The following is a 16,684-nucleotide window of genomic DNA, read 5'->3' on the forward strand; positions in this document are numbered from 1 at the left end:
CTGATCTCTACATAAAGGAGTACCGCCAATTTTAACACAAATCCCCGTTTAGGCGCGGAATCTTGGACACTCCATTATGTAGGGATGAGTAAAGATGCTTTTAAAGGAAAATCGCAAAAAGATTTTAATAGTTTGGGATAATCTATCTGCTCATAAAAGCAAAGCAATGAATGAATTTTTAAAAGCAAATGAGAAAAGGCTTCGAGTAGAATTTTTGCCTCCTTATGCTCCGGAGTTAAATCCTCAAGAATATATCTGGTGTCGTTGGAAGAAAAACTATATGGCTAATTTTTGTCCGGAGAATCTTAGCCAATTGATTCAAAGAACTAAATCTACTTTAGGTATATTGAAATCAAATACAATCAGTTTCGATAGTTATTGGAGACAAGCTGGTATTTAGGTACTCATTTTTATAGGGATCAGTAGTCAGGTTTATTTCTTTAAACTATCGGTACAACCAGGTTTTGGGACACGCTCTTAGTGGAATTGAAATCGAGCTCAGATAAGATTGGGGAACTTTCTCTTGGATCGTAGATGAGACGTCCGGTATTTCACAGGATGGTATTCAATGTGAAAGGTATGGATGAGAAATTCGTGACGTATCGGATGTCAAAATAGGAAATTCGATCCCGCAAATATTTCTTGAAAAGTAAGGAACGATTTCGAATATTCTAAAATTTTAAAATATTATTTTGACCAAAAGAAATTAGAATGGTCAACGAAGTAAAGTTTATCTTCGTTATAAATCACACTTAAAGAAAGGAAACGAATGAAGAGTCCGAACGAAGTTATGAAAAAATAATCGGACATGGTTTTATAATTGTTCTGATCGGGATCATGTTTTTGACTTTACCTTGCAAATGCGTAATGTATCAGTCTGAAATCATGAAAGTGCCGAAGTGGAATTGAGGTCCAAATCTAAAATGGACATTCTGTTGTTGGACGCACTCTTTTTGAAAACGGGATCTTTTTGTCTGTTAAAACAAAAGGATAGAAATAGGAAAATCAACGAGGATTGTAGAACGACGCGGATAATAAGACGCACCAATTTTAAGAGGTTGTCAGCCACAGCCGTTTCAAAGAGCCTGTGATTTCGTCGGATGTTTAAAAAATCCAATTATACATTCAAACTCGGGGGAAAAGGTGAACATAGAAATCGGAAAAGGATTGAACGGTCTTTATTTCGGAATGTCCAAGGACGAAGTCAAATCAAAACTCGGAGAACCCGACGAAATCTACGATTACGATTACGAAGGTTCCGTTTCGACAGGCTACGAATATTTTTCGGAGGAATCCGAATACGAATTCGATAAGGACGAAGGCGATCGATTGTATTCGATTACGATTTCAAATCCTTCGATTCGGCTTTTTGGAAAACCGATTATCGGAGAATCCATCGAAACCGTCCGTGAAATTCTCAGTCAAAACGGAGTGGACGATTTTGAAGAGGACGATGAAGACCACGAAGGTCACGACCACGACGAAGATCACGGTGTGACCGCCTTCTCCGATAAACTCAACGCGGTTTTTCAGTTCGAAGAGAACGAATTGATCTTTTTCGGATTCAGTCCGCTTTTTAAAGACGATACGATCGACTGGCCTAAATACTAAGAGCTTGTTCTTAATAACCCGTAGGAAGCCATAACCAACCCCACAAATGAAGAAGGCTTTTGAGATCATAAGGATCAAAAACTGATATTTTTCAAGTATTCAGACAAGAATCATGCTTTTTACTTGCAAAAAGTATGATTTTCTGATAGAGGAAAATCTCCCGAACTTTTCCATCCCTCCCGCCCAAAACCAGGGGAAACTCAGGCACAACGCTTCCTGAACTCAGCAAACACCTTCCTATGGGTCGCTCGAGGGAAACTCAGCATCTCGCTCTCCACGGATCGCTCGACAGGGCGCGTTGTGGAGCGTAAATTTCGCAGAAGATTTGTCGTAATTCCGACAGATTTATCTTCAGATCCAAGTAATTGTAGATAGGGTTAGGTAGGGAGAGAGAGAGAGGCGCTCGAGTTTCATAAAAATGCGGAAACTCCCACGATTTTCCTTTCAGATTTTGGAACAAACTCTAAGAGCCAATTCCCAAATCTCTTCATTGGGAAAACATGGATCGGATGCGATATTCGCGTTACGGTTGTACTATTTCCAATTCTATTATATTCTCTTTTTCAATTTCTATCTTATTTCCTTCTTTGTCCACAAGAAGGTAAAAGCGATCGGTCTCTTCGATCGTTCCGGAATAAACTTTTTTATTTTTGAGAGTGATTCGATAGATCGGGACCAATGTGTGAGAATTATCCAAAGCATCGGATGTAATTAAGGAATTTGTTGTTTCGTTATGATGGGTAAAATTTTCGTTTAAGGTTCTTTTAGAATCCTCGGAAAGGGTTTGGTATTTCGTAAATTCGTCCGAGCTCGTTTTGACGACTTCGATTTCTTGCGAAGCGGTTTGCGAAGTTTCGTCTTTAAGAACGGAATATCCGGTTAAGACATCCACTTTCGGTTTTGTGGAATCGGACGGCTCGACTCGTATCGCACCCTCTAATACTATAATTTGATATTTTTTATAATGCGGATCCGCTATGAGAACGAGCGTCGTTCCTAAGAGCTCGGAAGATATGTCTTCGACTTTCGATCGAACTTTCAGAGATATTTTTTTTTTGATCGTAGTAAACAGAGCCGTTCCCGATTTTAAATCGAGATTGATTTCGTCTCCTTTCTTGGATGCGGAAAATATAGAGTCGGGTAGAATTCTCAAAGTTAATCCCAAATCCCCGGCGATCGTATAATCGCAATAGGAATTTTTACCCGATCTCAGAACAATTTTTTCCTTATCCATAGTAACGTTGCATTGGCCTGTCGCCACGGATTTCATAATTTCGAATTCGTTTTTGTCCGAAGTGAAAAATCTAAAATAGAAGGCCAAAGCCGAAAGTAATAGAACACAGGCTGCGATCAAAAACGAATTTCTAAAATAGAGAATGTCGCTTTTTTTTCTTGAGAACGAAATGCGTCAAAGTTCTTTCGATCGACGTTTAAATACCCGATTTGAATTTTCAATTTCATCAACTCGAAAAATTCTTTTTTGGATTTCGAATCGGATAAAAATTGGCCGAGTTCCGATCGTGTCATTTCGTTCGCAATGGCTCTTTGCATATTTGACCTTCGATTTGATTCCATCTTTTATCTCCTATATACTCTCAAAGTCGAAATTCGAATTTTGCAATTTCTTACGTAGGATAGTCAGCGACGCGTATGTTTTCCGATTTACCGTTCTTGTGGATATCCCCAACTTTTCGGCGGTTTCTTTGATCGTATATTTTTCTAAAAAACGCAGCATGATTATAGTCTTTTCCAAGTGAGGTAAACTTTCCACACTTGCGTTTAAAAGATCCAACTGATACTTATCTTCCTCGTATTCTATTTCCTTTTTCGAAATAAATTCTAAAACTTTATGAGAATCTTCCACTTCTCTCTTTTCGGATGTGCCTTTCTTCCGAATCAAATCCAGGAATTGGTTTTTAGCGATCGTAAGCATCCAAGAAGTTTCATTGCCCTTGGAAGGATCGAACTTTTCCCAATTGTTCAGGACTTTGATAAAAGTTTCCTGACAAGTTTCTTCGGCTTCTTCTTTGGAAGCGCCTTTGCTAAGAAGAAATCGATAGATTTTTTCATAATTTCTCGAATATAAACCGTCAAAATCAAAAATTTGACTTTCGGAATTTTGGCTCATCTGTAATTAAATAACGAATCGGCTTGTAAAAAAGTGTCAAGCTGAAGCAAAAAAAAATCGAATGCCACCATCGAATCCAAAATTTTTACGATTTAACCTTAAACTCAATTTTTCCATTGAAAGAATTTGCAAAGTTACGGAGCGTTCCGTCAAGCCAAGCGCACCGCCTCCTAAACTCAATGGAACATTATTCTACATTTTATCTTTCGTATCGATTTGTTTTTTTACGAATCTGGACGCGAAATCGATCTTACTTAAAAATGGGAGAAAAATCGTGAATGTGGAAGTCAAAACCGTTTCCAATGGTTTTGAAATCACACATAAAAACGGCACAGTGGAGAGAATTTCTCTTGCGGAAGTCCAGAAAGTTTTTATCTCTAATTATCCGCCGAATCAAACTAAAAAACCTGAAGTAATTAAAAAGCCGCCCAATTTTAAAACGAATTCGGAAGAAATCGTTCCGCTGCGTCAAACTGAAAAACCTGAAGTGGTCAAAACGACTCCCAATTTAGAGACAAGTCTGGACAAAAAAGTTTCCTCAGCCAAAAAATCGGGGATTCTAGTTTTTGCGGAGGGCTTGATTCCCGGATGGTCCCGACTGCTTCGAAACGATTCATATGCTTTAAAAGGATTGGGTTTTCTTTTGATACTTACGGAACTTTATCTCGCCGAAAGAAGTTACGTATATTTGAGTCCTGTAAAATCCGCTTCGGAAACAGGTACATCGCCTACGCCATTCGACCTGATTGCCTTCGTGTCGAACGACCGAAATCTGATAAGTATTGCCGCTTCATACAGTATCATTTCGAATTCTTCGAAAGTCGTTCTGAACGACGGTCAAGTATTGGAAAGGGACGTTTATCGACATCAAAAACAAGCGTATGTTTCCGCTTTTGTTTTTGTTTTAATTTTGGACGCTTTTTTAGGATATACGTTTGAAAATTGGGAAGTCGTGCCCAGTTTGAACGTTTCCTTTCGGGATAAGGAAATTAAAGAAGTTTCGGGTGGAGTGGTCATACGGTTTTGATTTTCTCTTTAAAAGACTTAGAGCGTGTCCCAAAACCTATCTCTGAGACATCCTAAATAAAATAAGAGCGGATACGAGTTGAAATAATGCGGTGTAATTTTGGAGTTTGAATTCCCAACAAGTTTTTATTCCCCTAAAAGTATTAAACCAAGTAAAAGTGAGTTCGACAGTCCATCTAAAAGGTTTTAAGGGAGTAATCTTTTCTGGTTTTTTAGCGTTCTTCTTATTTGGAATTCGATACTTAATTTTATCCTTTTTTAATTTACTTTTAATCGCGTTAGTTGAATAAGCTTTATCTAATGAAATAATCTGCGGCTTCAAGACCCTGTAATTCCGAAATATTCTAAATTTTACTAAATTAGGAAATAATAATTTAGAATCATGAGTTTCAGCAGAAGCGATTACAAAGGCTACAATTGTGCTCCACGCCTATCGACGAGAATATGCCTTTTACTGATCCCTCTTTTCTAGCGATCCGTCGGGTGAGGTATATACCTTCACTGAACTCCCGTTCGAACTCGATATCTACTCGGGGCGACCGCCTTTTTTGGGATTCGTCTTTCTCTTGGGTAACAACGGCTCCAGACGGTTCCATATCTTTTCTGGGATCAAGATCACCTAATTCTCTTTTCATTAACGCAATTTTTTAATTTTCCCTTTCAGTACAAATACGTTTTAGGACAAGTTCTAAATGACCTAATTCTGTTTTCATTAGTCAGTTTTACTTCTTTAACCTATCTGTACAGCCAGGTTTTGGGACACGCTCTAAATTTGAGTTCATATGTCAGTTTTATTTCTTTAGACAATCAGTACGAGAAGGTTTTGGAACGGACTTTTTCTAGGGATCAGTTTGAGTTATCTTCCTTTGGATAATTTTTTTGAACATGAATTTGCGCAAGGGAAAGCTTCTATAAAATTCAAAGCAACGGTCTAAGATTTGAATTTTATATCAAATCTTTATTCGGATACGCTTATAGTATTAAAAATTCGATAATAGATCTTTCAAAAGTTATTCAACTATGAACTTGTATCACGTTTCGAGCGAATTTCTTTTAAGTTTTCACGACCTATGAACTTATCGTTTCATTTTCTATAGATCCAAATTTAACAGAATCAAAACATATACGTTATGCGATATTTGAATCATTTTTGAGAAAAATTCTAAAATAACCTCTATAAAATTATTTTTATTCTATTACTGATCTCTATAAAATAGAGTGCCGTTAATTTTACCGCAAAACACTGATTCCATGTCAAATATTAGGTACTTTATTATATTGTTATTATCAATGTCGCATAACGTTATTTTTGTAAATAAATTTGATCGAATAAAAATGAAACTAACTTGTTTTAATTTAGAAATAACTTAATGTCATTTCTGATTTATTTCTTAAGGCTCGTAATAAATAATCAATGTCACATAACGTATTATTAGAATTAACATTTAAGGAATGAATTGAGTAAATTTTTTTTATAAAATTTTTTTCTTTTATAAAAAGATAAAAATTTTAATTACGGAAAAAAATAAAAAGGAAAAGGAAAACAAAATGATAAAGAATATAAAATGTAAAATAGTTCTAGCGTTAAGTGTAACCGTAACCTTTTTGTTAGGATGTAGTAGCCGAAATGATGGCTTTAAAAATGATCTTAGCTTGTTTGTTACAATGTTTGGTCAGATCACACAACAACAAGCTACGACGAGATCGGTAATAAAAAGTGTCAGTTCGTTAGACGAACCGATAGGTTTTAGATCCATTCAAATGGAAAACGAACATGACTTTGATAGAATCGCAGATGGGGAAAAAAGAATTCTCATTCCGTCGGTTATGACTTTCGGGCCTAACAGCCCTTCTTCAAACATAACCACCGCACAAAATGTAACTAAAAATTGTACAGGAAGTTATGTTGCACGTTTACAACCGAAAGACTTCGTCAAATTTTTGGAAACACATGATATAAATTGTGTGGATCAGTTTGTTTGGAATTACGATCAGTACACGGATGATATTTATTCGCAAGCGAACATGCTTGAAGTAGTCAATCGACTGAATGTTCTTGCTCCTTTGTACAAAGGTAACAATGATTTGAACTTTATACAGTTATTCAGAATGTTTTGGGCCGGGTATTATGTAAAGAGCTCTCATCCTTCCATTCCATTTGATAAAGATCAGATCTCCGCGGCTTTGATTGCTCCAATACGGACTTTTGCAAATAGCGCTCATTTTCTAGATGAGACTGACGATGCTGGAAAGGTTTTACAGTTCTACTTTACAGCGGCGAGTAATGCGGGAATTGGACATGCGGCTTATTCGGGTCTCCTCTCTTTCTTTGAAGTTACCTTAAGAGGTCCACAAAGATTAACAAATAATTATTCTCAGATGGAGGCTTTGGATGCGGCTTTTACATTAATTAAACGCCATATTCATCCGCATTTCCATGAATTTCACACAAGAATCGATTCTAGATTGATTGATAAACTGAGAAGATTGGCTATTGATACAAGTTTCAACACGGATTCTCAGGTCTGGATCATTAACAATGCGGTATTCGGTTTGGATAGAATTTACGAGTATTTTCCTACTTTTAAACCGGAGATTACCTCAGCTTTGACCGAGGTTCTAGAAATATATCCATACGTTTCGCAACCGTATCTTCAAGCAATCAAAGCGTTGACTCGAAATTCAGACTGTGCGGATTTACGAATCGGACGAATTTGTTTGAGCGATACCAGAAAAGTTGTACAAGCGATGGTTTTTCCAAACACATATTATTTCGACGATAAAGCGCAAATCGTTCATACACCTTTATCGATCGATGAAATTCAACCTCTATATCACGCTCTCAAACAAGTGGAATCTCAGTTTTTCCGTCTGATAGGAATTCACGCTCCCGTGTCCGGAGATACGACCGACACCATTTCCATGTATGTGTATGGGTCTAGAAAGGATTACGAAACTTTTCATCCTTTCTTATTTGATCTCCCTACGGATAACGGTGGAATTTATATAGAGCGAAACAAGGTACTCTATACGTTCCAACGTACTCCTGCGGAAAGTATATATACTCTCGAAGAATTATTGCGTCACGAATATTCTCATTACCTTGTAGGTAGATTTATAATTCCAGGCTTATGGTCTCAAACTCCGGCTCATGACAATGAGAGACTTAGTTGGTTTGAAGAAGGAATTGCAGAATTTTTAGCCGGTAGTAATTCGAGAGAAATTCTTCCACGTAAAAGTTTAGTTTCTGGAATTAAAAATGACGGTTCTTCTAGGATGGACATTTCAAAAATCCTAAAGGCGCGTTATGGAAATTTCAAATTCTATAGATACTCTGGTAGCTTTTTCAATTTTCTTTATACCTATAAAAAAGATACCTTAAGAGACTTAATTAGTACATTGCGTGATTCTAATATTCAGGAGTTTGATTCCTTGATTGCTCAAATGTCCCACGACACGCGGCTCAATACTTCGTTTCAGGCATATTTAGACTACTTAGTTGGGATCGTAGACAGTCTTACAGATCCATCTACGAACGCTCCGGATTTAGCGAATTTGTCTACCAATGACCCGAAAGTCATTCGATCTTTTTTTAGAAGGACGACCACCGGGTTTAAGGCAAAATGTACAACTGCCGCGTTCGGACTCAACAGTCGTTTTTCTTGTCGAGGTTTGATGTTTGGAGATGCAGCTTCTAGTCCAGATTGGAGCGCTGCTTGGTCCGATTTCAATTCAAGAATTAACGATCTTATGTCTACGTTGGAAAATACCGGTGTAAATAACTTTAAGGATATGAATTGTAGAATGGGAGAAATTCGTTTTGGCAAATATTCGAATTTTGTTCGACCTGTCGCAATCTATTCTTGTGAAGGACCGTTAGCGTACCGTCCTCGAATTTCTTATAGACATCCTCAGCGGAGTCAATCTGATTTTCAAAATACAAGAATAGGTATACATTCTACTTGTTTTGCAACTCCGTCCACCGGATCGGGTACAACTTGCAACACTCCGATCGCTACTACTGCGTTTCCAAATACGGCTACGTATGAAGAAATGTATGAGTTTTTAAACAAAGAATTGAACGAATTGAAATCGGAAATCTATACGATGAGACCTTCGTTTTATAGGAGACTCGATTGTAATTTCAATTCTGTTGATACAATCAATCTACCGGACGGTAGAAAATATTTAGCCGCAACTTCGAGTTGTAATATCTAAATGATTTCGTCCAGTCCATCCAATCTATTCGGATGGACTGGGTATATATTATTTTTTTTGAATATGATAATCGACCTTCTTTGATACGATCTGGCCCACCATTACTCGAAATTAAAGTTTTTGAAAAAAATCATATCTACTTTCAGATCATAACAGGCTCTGTTACTACTCGGACGCATGAAAATGATACTCGAAAATAAGCGGTCGGTTTTGCAAAAGTACAACGGTTCTCAAAAATTAAGTCAAATCGGGAAATCTCGACTTTTTAGAGGAAGATTCCAACATTCTAATTTTCGAAATAGTTTATCATAGTATTTTATTCATGCGTCCGAGTAGTAAAAGCCAGGATCTTATTTATTTTTTAAAGATACTTCTAAAGGAAAATCGCAAAAAGATTTTAATAGTTTGGGATAATTTATCTGCTCATAAAAGCAAATGAGAAAAGGCTTCAAGTAGAATTTTTGCCTCCTTATGCTCCGGAGTTAAATTCGCAAGAATATATCTGGTGTCGTTGAAAGAAAAACTATATGGCTAATTTTTGTCCAGAGAATCTTAGACAAGATGGTGCCCCTTCTGGGCTTGAAAACCGTGGGTTAGATGCGAAGCATTTACCACAAAACAAGAAAACCAACAGAAGGAACTAAAGTGAAAAGAAAAGTATATGTAGGAATGGATGTCCACAAAGAAACGATCAGTATCGCGTATTTAACGAGCAATACAAAAGAAATATTGAAAGAACAACAGATAAAACATAATGAGGTTCAGATTAAAAAATTCGTAAAAAAACTAAAATCGGAATGGAACGAAATACATTGTTGTTACGAAGCAGGAGTAACCGGCTACCCGCTTAACAGATATTTAAATTCGTTAGGGGTAAAATGTATTCTGGTCGCACCCGACAAGATCCCAAGACAAAATTCGGACAAAATCAAAACGGATAAAAGAGATGCGATCAAGTTAGCGAGATTATTACGAAGTGGAGATTTAGAATCGATTCATGTTCCCAGCGAAGAGGAGGAAGCAGTGATGAATTATTTGCTACTCGGATGTATAAAAATGGTGCCAAGATTAATAGTCGATGCAGAAGTTCTCAAAAATTGCGTTTAACGTGGAATTGTGCCTTACAAATGGCCGAATAGAGTTATTTCGAAAATGAGATCTTTCAGGAAACGTTTAACGACGACTGGGACGGATCTTTTTTCGGATCACTTTTTTCTAAAATATGTTTCAATCCCGAACTTAATTTTCATACTGCAGCTTTTTTTGTGGCACAAAAAAAAACGAAGGCCGTTAGCATATTTGAACCATTTGGAGGATTCAACTATGTTTCAAAAAAAAATAGCCGTTGTATTGTTCTTAGCGTTGTTCTTTTCGAACTGCGCTAACAAAAACGAAGACAAGTCTCTCAACAATGCGCTTCTCTTGGCGGTGCTTCAATCTAAGGATCCGGGAACTGCCGGGGCATATGCCGCTTTGAGCCTTTTAAGAGCAAACAACAATCCTGGACAACAAGGGGCTTATTCCAGAGGAAACGCATCCCCTTTTGTTACAATCAATCAGTCTAAGGATTGTGCTTCGGGCGGAAAGATGACTTTGTCGGGCGATTATACCGATAGTCAAACGGCTAACGGATTTAGTATGCAGTATACCGGTACGAAGATGACGTTTGAAAATTGCCAACAAATGGCGCCTACGATGCAGAGCGGTGGGACTTCTCTTGTTAAGATCGAGGGAGAAGTGACTTTGGATGGAAACGCCGAGATAGTAATGGATGGGAATTATTTGAATCCGAATGTCCCAATGACCGAGATGAAATATACGATGAATAGTACTCAAAGGATGCGCACAGATTCCTATACTGTAAACGGCTTCGTATATCCGAAAATCGATCTAACTTTCACATCGAACAATGCAAAGTATTCTTTTGCTAATATGGACGATATTGATAAAGTGACCATCACGATTGAAGAGACTGTGGAAATCACCGGGACGATCGGTGAGAAAAAGATAAAAGATTCGCAGACCTATAAATCTACGATTAAACTTAAGTGATTTTTGGGCCGCCGAGAGAAAAAGGCTCGGCGGCGTAAATGAACCCATACATTAACGTGAGTTCCCACGTTTTAGTGGATAGTGGTTAGGATTTTAAATCAAAATTCATTCTGTTTTCCATTCAACCCCACGTGTGCGTTTCAAGATGTTAGTGGTTAGGAATTAGTGGTTAGGGTTTTAAATCAAAATCCATTCTGTTTTCCATTTAACCCCACGTGTGGGTTTCAAGATGTTAGTGGTTAGGAATCAGTGGTTAGGGTTTTAAATCAAAATCCATTCTGTTTTCCATTCAACCCCACGCATGTGGGGAAAAGGAAAGACCCTCTTTAACTCTGTCAACTAATTTCGGTTCAACCCCACGTGTGTGGGGAAAAGGTGAGGCCGCAGGAAAGTCTTCGGTTGGACTTTCATTTAACCCCACGTGTGTGGGGAAAAGACTAACCGGCCGCCACTACCTAGGCCGCCCTACGGTTCAACCCCACGTGTGTGGGGAAAAGCGGATACTCCTGGCTTTCCTGGCGCGCGTGCCCGGTTCAACCCCACGTGTGTGGGGAAAAGCAAGCGCCCATCTTCATCACACCAATAAAAACGGTTCAACCCCACGTGTGTGGGGAAAAGCGTCTTTAGTGCTCCCATTTTTCCGATTTGGTCGGTTCAACCCCACGTGTGTGGGGAAAAGTCTAAAAGTTCGTATAGTATTTTACATATTATGTCAGCTTAGAGTTTATTTTTAAAGGTATGATCTGATCTTGTGTTTTGTTCACAAAATCGATTAGGTTTGTAAAAGAAAAACTGTCCTCTTCAAGAAACCTTGAAAGACCGGAATCATTTAAAGTTCTTTCTGATTTCGATTTGGACTTAGCTTGGGCATAAAAGATAAACCTTCAAAATCTATTATCTCGCGAAACAAATCGTCATGAAAACGAATTTCGGATCCAAAGAAAGAGGGCCGATCATTTTGAAAGAGTTGGGAACAAACTTGTTTAGAAAGAGAGAAATTGTTTATCATAATATTATGTATATCGGAATTATATGAATTGAATGTTGTAAAAAAACAACGATAGGTTTATCCTTCGATCTATAAATTTTAAACTTGTGTGACGATCGCAATTTCTGAGTCAGGTTCATTGAGCAGAAATGAAAGTCGCACATAGAATAAAATGCGCCGTTTTCATACGATTCTGAGGAAGCCTTTCGTCATGAAAGGATCTTGCGGTTTCTGGATCCGTTCTCTTCTGAAGGAAAAAATTCTACAGGTCCGTCTTCCTACGGGCTTTATCCTGATCAGGTTCCGAAGATTCTGTCAGAGGTTACTACTTATCCCTATATAATCAGTGCCCAAGATTCTGCCTTTGAGCGTGGACTTGTGCTGAAATGGACGGTATTTCCCTTTGGAGTAGAATCGAATCAGGGACCGTCACTGATGCAACGTACATAGTTAGAAATACTTAAGTTAGTGGTGCCAATCACTGCATCCGTAAAATTCACTCTAAAAATCTTTGAATTCGGGATGGAATTACTCGTAGCGTATTGCGATACTGCGGGAGTATTCGGAAAAAAGGTCCAATTGATTTTTGCACTCGTTGTCAAAGAAAAATCCAATAAACTTCTCAGTTCGTGCACATTGGGAAGCCTCCAGGAGCGACCATCTAAATTCAAATTTCTGCATGTAACTAAAGCCGAAACGAAATTGTGAGAAGTTATACTCCCTATATTACATAAAGAAGATGTGGGCGACCAGGTTTGTCCTACGGAACATTTTTGCCAAATCAAACCCGTAAGGTTGTCTTTTACGGTTCCATTGTTGAAATCGGAAAAGCTGCGAACAGGTATAGTTCCACCAGATACACAACGAACAAACATATTGCTCGACGACTTATTCGCAGAGTTGTTTGATCCGTAACTGAAATCAAATCCCCAGGCTTCGGCGGTATTTGACATATTGGTTGTGTTTGACCAGAATTCTCCGTCCCCAAACGGAAACTCCGTAAGATCGATGTATGTTGTACTTGGGGTTTTATGCGTGCTGAGAGTCATCAGTTCTTCAATTTCCGGAAGTCTCCAGCCGCGAATTCCGGCATATCCGAGACCCGCATTCATCTGATTCAGATTATTACAGTAGGTTACCGCATTCGATTGTGTATAACTATAATTAGATGCCGAACATACGGCACTATTTTGACCGGCGGCGCAGTATTCCCAAGTGAGCCCCGTTTGTCTGTCAATCGTTACCGGTTGATTGGTATAATCAGACAAAACAACATTAGGCTGAAAGGTTCTGGGAACTCCGGTTGAATAATCGGCGTCCTGGCCAGGATCATCATTGCAGAAGGTAAAATAACAATTGGTTTGTCCCGCATCCGTTAGACGAAACACAGGAATAACTTGAACAGTATAGTCTTTAACGCTCTTGTCGGTCGCAGTCACTCTATATATCACCGGAGACGAAAAATCGTTCACAGTTTGGTTGCTTGTTTGAGGAACACCATTTACTTCGACACTCGTTCCGGTACTTATAAAAGTCGCCTTTAGACGATGAATTGCTCCAAACGGAACTTGGACCGTAATTAAGGTTCCGGAAATTTCTCCGACAAAGTCGGTCGTAAAAAAATGATTGGAGGCTTGAAAGCTAAAGGAGCTAATTTCTTTCCCCTCGAAGCTTTTGAGATCGCCCTGACTCTGGTTATTGGGCCCTAAGACTATTCCTCCTTGGAAAAGAAGCCCTGTTGTAGAGGAAGCATCGATGCTGATCCGCTTGGCTTGGGAGCAAGATACAAAAAGCAGGGTTGCCACAAATATCCAAAATAAACCAAAAATTTGATTCATAAAAAAGGCCGTTTTTCCTTTGTTATGAAAACTATAATTGGTTTCATAGAATAAGTCTTATCAAGTTATAAGCTAAGCTATAAACGGGCTTGGCTGAATTTTTGTATACGAGAAGAAATCAACGGAGACTTTCATACGTTTGGAATCCAGAGTTGTCTAAAACCGTATTTAAAAGTACAAATGAGGCCTTAGCTTTGCAGAGGTTTTTTCAGCACAAAATGGATCGGATTTGATTTGAGAATCTCTTCCGGTATAAGAACCTGGACAAAATCCGGTTCTCCGGAATGTTTTCAGATTTAAGGAGGTCTTTTGGAGCCTTTAGAGGATTTATCTGGGATTGAAGAGAATTCAATTGTTCCATTGGACTTGATTTTACCGTCGGAACTTTTTTTAGTTCCGATTAAATCTCGACCGGTATTTCCGGGTATCATCACACCTTTAATTGTTCCTAACGGTAAGTTCGCAAAGGCTGTGGAACAATCTCTCAGGGGAAATTCTTTTTTGGGACTTGTTCTTTTGAAGGACGAGGAAAATGAAAAGGAAACTTCCGAAAACATCTATCAGTTCGGCGTCGTCGCTAAAATATTAAAAAAAGTACATCTACCCGACGATGCGGTCAATATTCTCATCAATACGATTCGTCGCTTTAAAATTGATTCCTATACTAGTAAAGATCCGTTGATCGCCAAGGTCTCCTATCCGGAGGAAGAGCCCGGAGCGCCAAAAAACACGATCAAAGCAATGATGAGAACCTTGCTCGTCATGACGAGAGAACTCGCACAAAACAATCCGCTGTTTACGGAAGAAATGAAACTTACCATGCTTAACGTAAACGAGCCTGGAAAAATGGCGGACTTTGTTTGTTCTATTCTTAACCTGGAAAAAGAAGAATATCAATCTGTCATCGAATCCAATATTCTTAAGGAGAGAATCGAAAAGGTTCTTCTCTTTTTAAAGAAAGAAATCGAGCTCGTATCCATCCAAAGAGAAATTTCCGATCAGATCCAAGACAAAATCGACAAACAACAAAGACAATTTTTCCTGCGAGAACAACTCAAGGCGATACAAAACGAACTCGGGATCAAGGATGATAAGTTCGAAAAAAATACGAAAAATTTCTGGAACGACTGAAATCCATCGGCGCGGATACCGAAGTCATCGAGGAAGTAAGTAGAGAATTGGATAAGTTCTCTTATGCGGATCCGAATACCGGAGATTATAACGTTATCCGAAATTACCTGGACATTCTGGAATCCCTCCCTTGGGAGCCTGCACCCGCTAGAGAAATCGATTTGGATAAGGCCAAAAAAACCTTGGACAGAGATCATTATAAACTTGAGGACGTGAAGGATAGGATCTTGGAGTTCCTCGCGGTCAAAAAATTGAAGAGCGATGAAAAAGGAACGATTCTTCTATTAGTCGGACCTCCGGGTGTAGGGAAAACATCGATTGCGAGGTCCATTGCCGAGGCTATGGGAAGAAAGTTTTTTCGGTTTTCCGTCGGAGGAATGAGGGACGAAGCCGAAATCAAGGGTCATCGAAGAACCTACATCGGTTCCATGCCCGGTAAAATTATTTCTGCTCTTAGGATCACGAAAGAAAAAGATTGTGTTATCTTGCTCGACGAGATCGATAAACTTGCAACCGGCATTCAAGGGGATCCGGCTTCCGCTTTTTTGGAAGTTTTGGATCCAGAGCAAAATAAGAATTTCAGGGATCATTATTTGGATCTTCCATTCGATATTTCGAATGTGTTTTTTATCGCGACCGCCAATACGTTGGATTCTATTTCTAGAATTCTTTTGGATCGGATGGAAATTATTAATCTTTCGGGTTATATTACAGACGAAAAGGTGCAAATTTTTCAGAGATATCTCTGGAAAAAGGTTCTTGCGAAAAACGGGGTAACTTCCTACGGAATTGAATTCGATAAGAAAGCGGTAGTCTCTTTGATCGATTCTTATTCGAGAGAATCTGGAGTTCGCGGTTTGGAAAAGGTCACCGATAAACTCGTTCGTAAGATTGCGATGAAAATCGTAAAGAAGGAGCCTTTCCCGAAAATTATTCTGGAAAAAGATCTCGAAACGTTTTTAGGAGTTCCAAAGTTTACGAACGAAAGAATGATTCGTACTTCAGTTCCCGGTACCGCGCTCGGTCTCGCGTGGACTTCTGTCGGAGGAGCGACACTTCTTATAGAAGCTCTTTTCGTAAAAGGAAAGGGAGGAATTCTTCTTACCGGGATGATCGGAAAAACGATGGAAGAATCTTCAAACATCGCCTTGAGTTATATTAAAAATTTTTTAAATAAGGACGAATTGTTCAACGATCGAATGATACATTTGCACGTTCCGGACGGGGCGACTCCGAAAGACGGTCCCTCTGCCGGAATCACGATGGCGACCGCGATCCTTTCCCTTGCTTTGAATACAAAAGTGAAGGCGGGTTACGGGATGACTGGGGAAATTACTCTTACGGGGGAAGTTCTTGCGATCGGAGGTTTACGTGAAAAGATCGTGGCGGCAAAAAGGGTCGGGATTTATAAAATCATTTATCCAAAAGATAATCTCCAACATCTAGAAGAAATTCCGGACTATGTGAAAAAAGGAATGTCTTTTTTTCCAGTGAGTCGTTATGAGGAAGTTGCCGCGATGGTGTTCGACGAAAAGGTTCTTCTGAAAGTAAATCCTTCTTTTAAGGAAAACTTAAAGTTGATCGCAACTGCGGCAGGAAAAACGGCTCTGAAAAAAAAGACGGTTTTCAAAAAAAAGAACAGCTCCTTCAAAGCGGAAGGTCGACTCAAAAAGAAAACAAATATATTTTAGA

6 protein-coding genes, 7 pseudogenes and 1 CRISPR repeat array are annotated in these 16,684 nt (G+C 38.8%); of the genes and pseudogenes, 8 read left to right on the plus strand and 5 right to left on the minus strand.

All coding sequences use genetic code 11. The features are described from left to right. Positions 1-88: 88 nt before the first annotated feature. Positions 89-400: pseudogene (locus LEP1GSC062_RS02760) on the plus strand (transposase); the annotation flags it as partial. 743 nt (positions 401-1,143) lie between these two features. Beyond that, a complete protein-coding gene (locus tag LEP1GSC062_RS02775; protein WP_010579182.1) occupies positions 1,144-1,611 on the plus strand; it encodes a hypothetical protein in 468 nt (155 codons plus the stop codon). 523 nt (positions 1,612-2,134) lie between these two features. Here the strand turns inward: LEP1GSC062_RS02775 and rsx are convergent. Together rsx and LEP1GSC062_RS02785 are read right to left on the minus strand one after the other, a co-directional pair. Further along, a pseudogene (gene rsx / locus LEP1GSC062_RS02780) lies at positions 2,135-3,162 on the minus strand (LIMLP_03685 family anti-sigma factor). A 34-nt stretch (positions 3,163-3,196) separates the two neighbouring features. Continuing rightward, positions 3,197-3,739, minus strand: coding sequence for an RNA polymerase sigma factor (locus LEP1GSC062_RS02785; protein WP_020983385.1), 543 nt, complete (start codon positions 3,737-3,739; stop codon positions 3,197-3,199). A gap of 61 nt (positions 3,740-3,800) precedes the next feature. On the opposite strand from LEP1GSC062_RS02785, the gene LEP1GSC062_RS02790 reads away from it, so the two are divergent. Then, positions 3,801-4,766 (plus strand): LA_0442/LA_0875 N-terminal domain-containing protein, encoded by a 966-nt coding sequence (locus tag LEP1GSC062_RS02790; protein ID WP_039941011.1) that lies wholly within the window; start codon positions 3,801-3,803, stop codon positions 4,764-4,766. 36 nt (positions 4,767-4,802) lie between these two features. On the opposite strand, the pseudogene LEP1GSC062_RS20885 reads toward LEP1GSC062_RS02790, so the two are convergent. Then, positions 4,803-5,400 (minus strand): annotated as a pseudogene (locus LEP1GSC062_RS20885) (IS5 family transposase). Positions 5,401-6,313: 913 nt separating this feature from the next. Here LEP1GSC062_RS20885 and colA point away from each other — a divergent pair. From colA to srp, 4 genes and pseudogenes are all read left to right on the plus strand, one after another. Continuing rightward, positions 6,314-8,983: a collagenase ColA gene (gene colA / locus LEP1GSC062_RS02805; protein ID WP_078127548.1), complete on the plus strand. Its 2,670-nt coding sequence runs from the start codon at positions 6,314-6,316 to the stop codon at positions 8,981-8,983. 331 nt (positions 8,984-9,314) lie between these two features. After that, a pseudogene (locus LEP1GSC062_RS02810) lies at positions 9,315-9,495 on the plus strand (transposase); the annotation flags it as partial. 133 nt (positions 9,496-9,628) lie between these two features. Continuing rightward, positions 9,629-10,021: pseudogene (locus LEP1GSC062_RS02815) on the plus strand (IS110 family transposase); the annotation flags it as partial. A gap of 285 nt (positions 10,022-10,306) precedes the next feature. Further along, complete coding sequence (srp, locus tag LEP1GSC062_RS02820) at positions 10,307-11,035, plus strand: sigma factor SigX-regulated lipoprotein (protein ID WP_010579190.1); 729 nt, start codon at positions 10,307-10,309, stop codon at positions 11,033-11,035. Between the two features lie 291 nt (positions 11,036-11,326). Beyond that, a CRISPR array of direct repeats spans positions 11,327-11,714; the repeat unit is 23 nt; unit sequence AACCCCACGTGTGTGGGGAAAAG. A 326-nt stretch (positions 11,715-12,040) separates the two neighbouring features. On the opposite strand, the pseudogene LEP1GSC062_RS24490 reads toward srp, so the two are convergent. Next, a pseudogene (locus LEP1GSC062_RS24490) lies at positions 12,041-12,261 on the minus strand (hypothetical protein); the annotation flags it as partial. Positions 12,262-12,442: 181 nt separating this feature from the next. After that, positions 12,443-13,861, minus strand: a complete 1,419-nt coding sequence (locus tag LEP1GSC062_RS02825) for an Lcl C-terminal domain-containing protein (RefSeq protein WP_010579192.1) — start codon at positions 13,859-13,861, stop codon at positions 12,443-12,445. A gap of 309 nt (positions 13,862-14,170) precedes the next feature. Between LEP1GSC062_RS02825 and lon the strand changes: the two are divergent. Next, positions 14,171-16,683, plus strand: a pseudogene (gene lon, locus LEP1GSC062_RS02830) (endopeptidase La). Position 16,684 lies beyond the last annotated feature (1 nt).

Origin of the sequence: Leptospira alexanderi serovar Manhao 3 str. L 60 (assembly GCF_000243815.2) — a bacterium.
GTDB classification, from domain to species: domain Bacteria; phylum Spirochaetota; class Leptospiria; order Leptospirales; family Leptospiraceae; genus Leptospira; species Leptospira alexanderi.

Bases quoted from the DNA above. Each gene is read 5' to 3' on its own strand.
- LEP1GSC062_RS02785 (WP_020983385.1), bottom strand. From the start codon at position 3,739: ATGAGCCAAAATTCCGAAAGTCAAATTTTTGATTTTGACGGTTTATAT.
- LEP1GSC062_RS02790 (WP_039941011.1), top strand. From the start codon at position 3,801: ATGCCACCATCGAATCCAAAATTTTTACGATTTAACCTTAAACTCAAT.
- colA (WP_078127548.1), top strand. From the start codon at position 6,314: ATGATAAAGAATATAAAATGTAAAATAGTTCTAGCGTTAAGTGTAACC.
- srp (WP_010579190.1), top strand. From the start codon at position 10,307: ATGTTTCAAAAAAAAATAGCCGTTGTATTGTTCTTAGCGTTGTTCTTT.
- LEP1GSC062_RS02825 (WP_010579192.1), bottom strand. From the start codon at position 13,861: ATGAATCAAATTTTTGGTTTATTTTGGATATTTGTGGCAACCCTGCTT.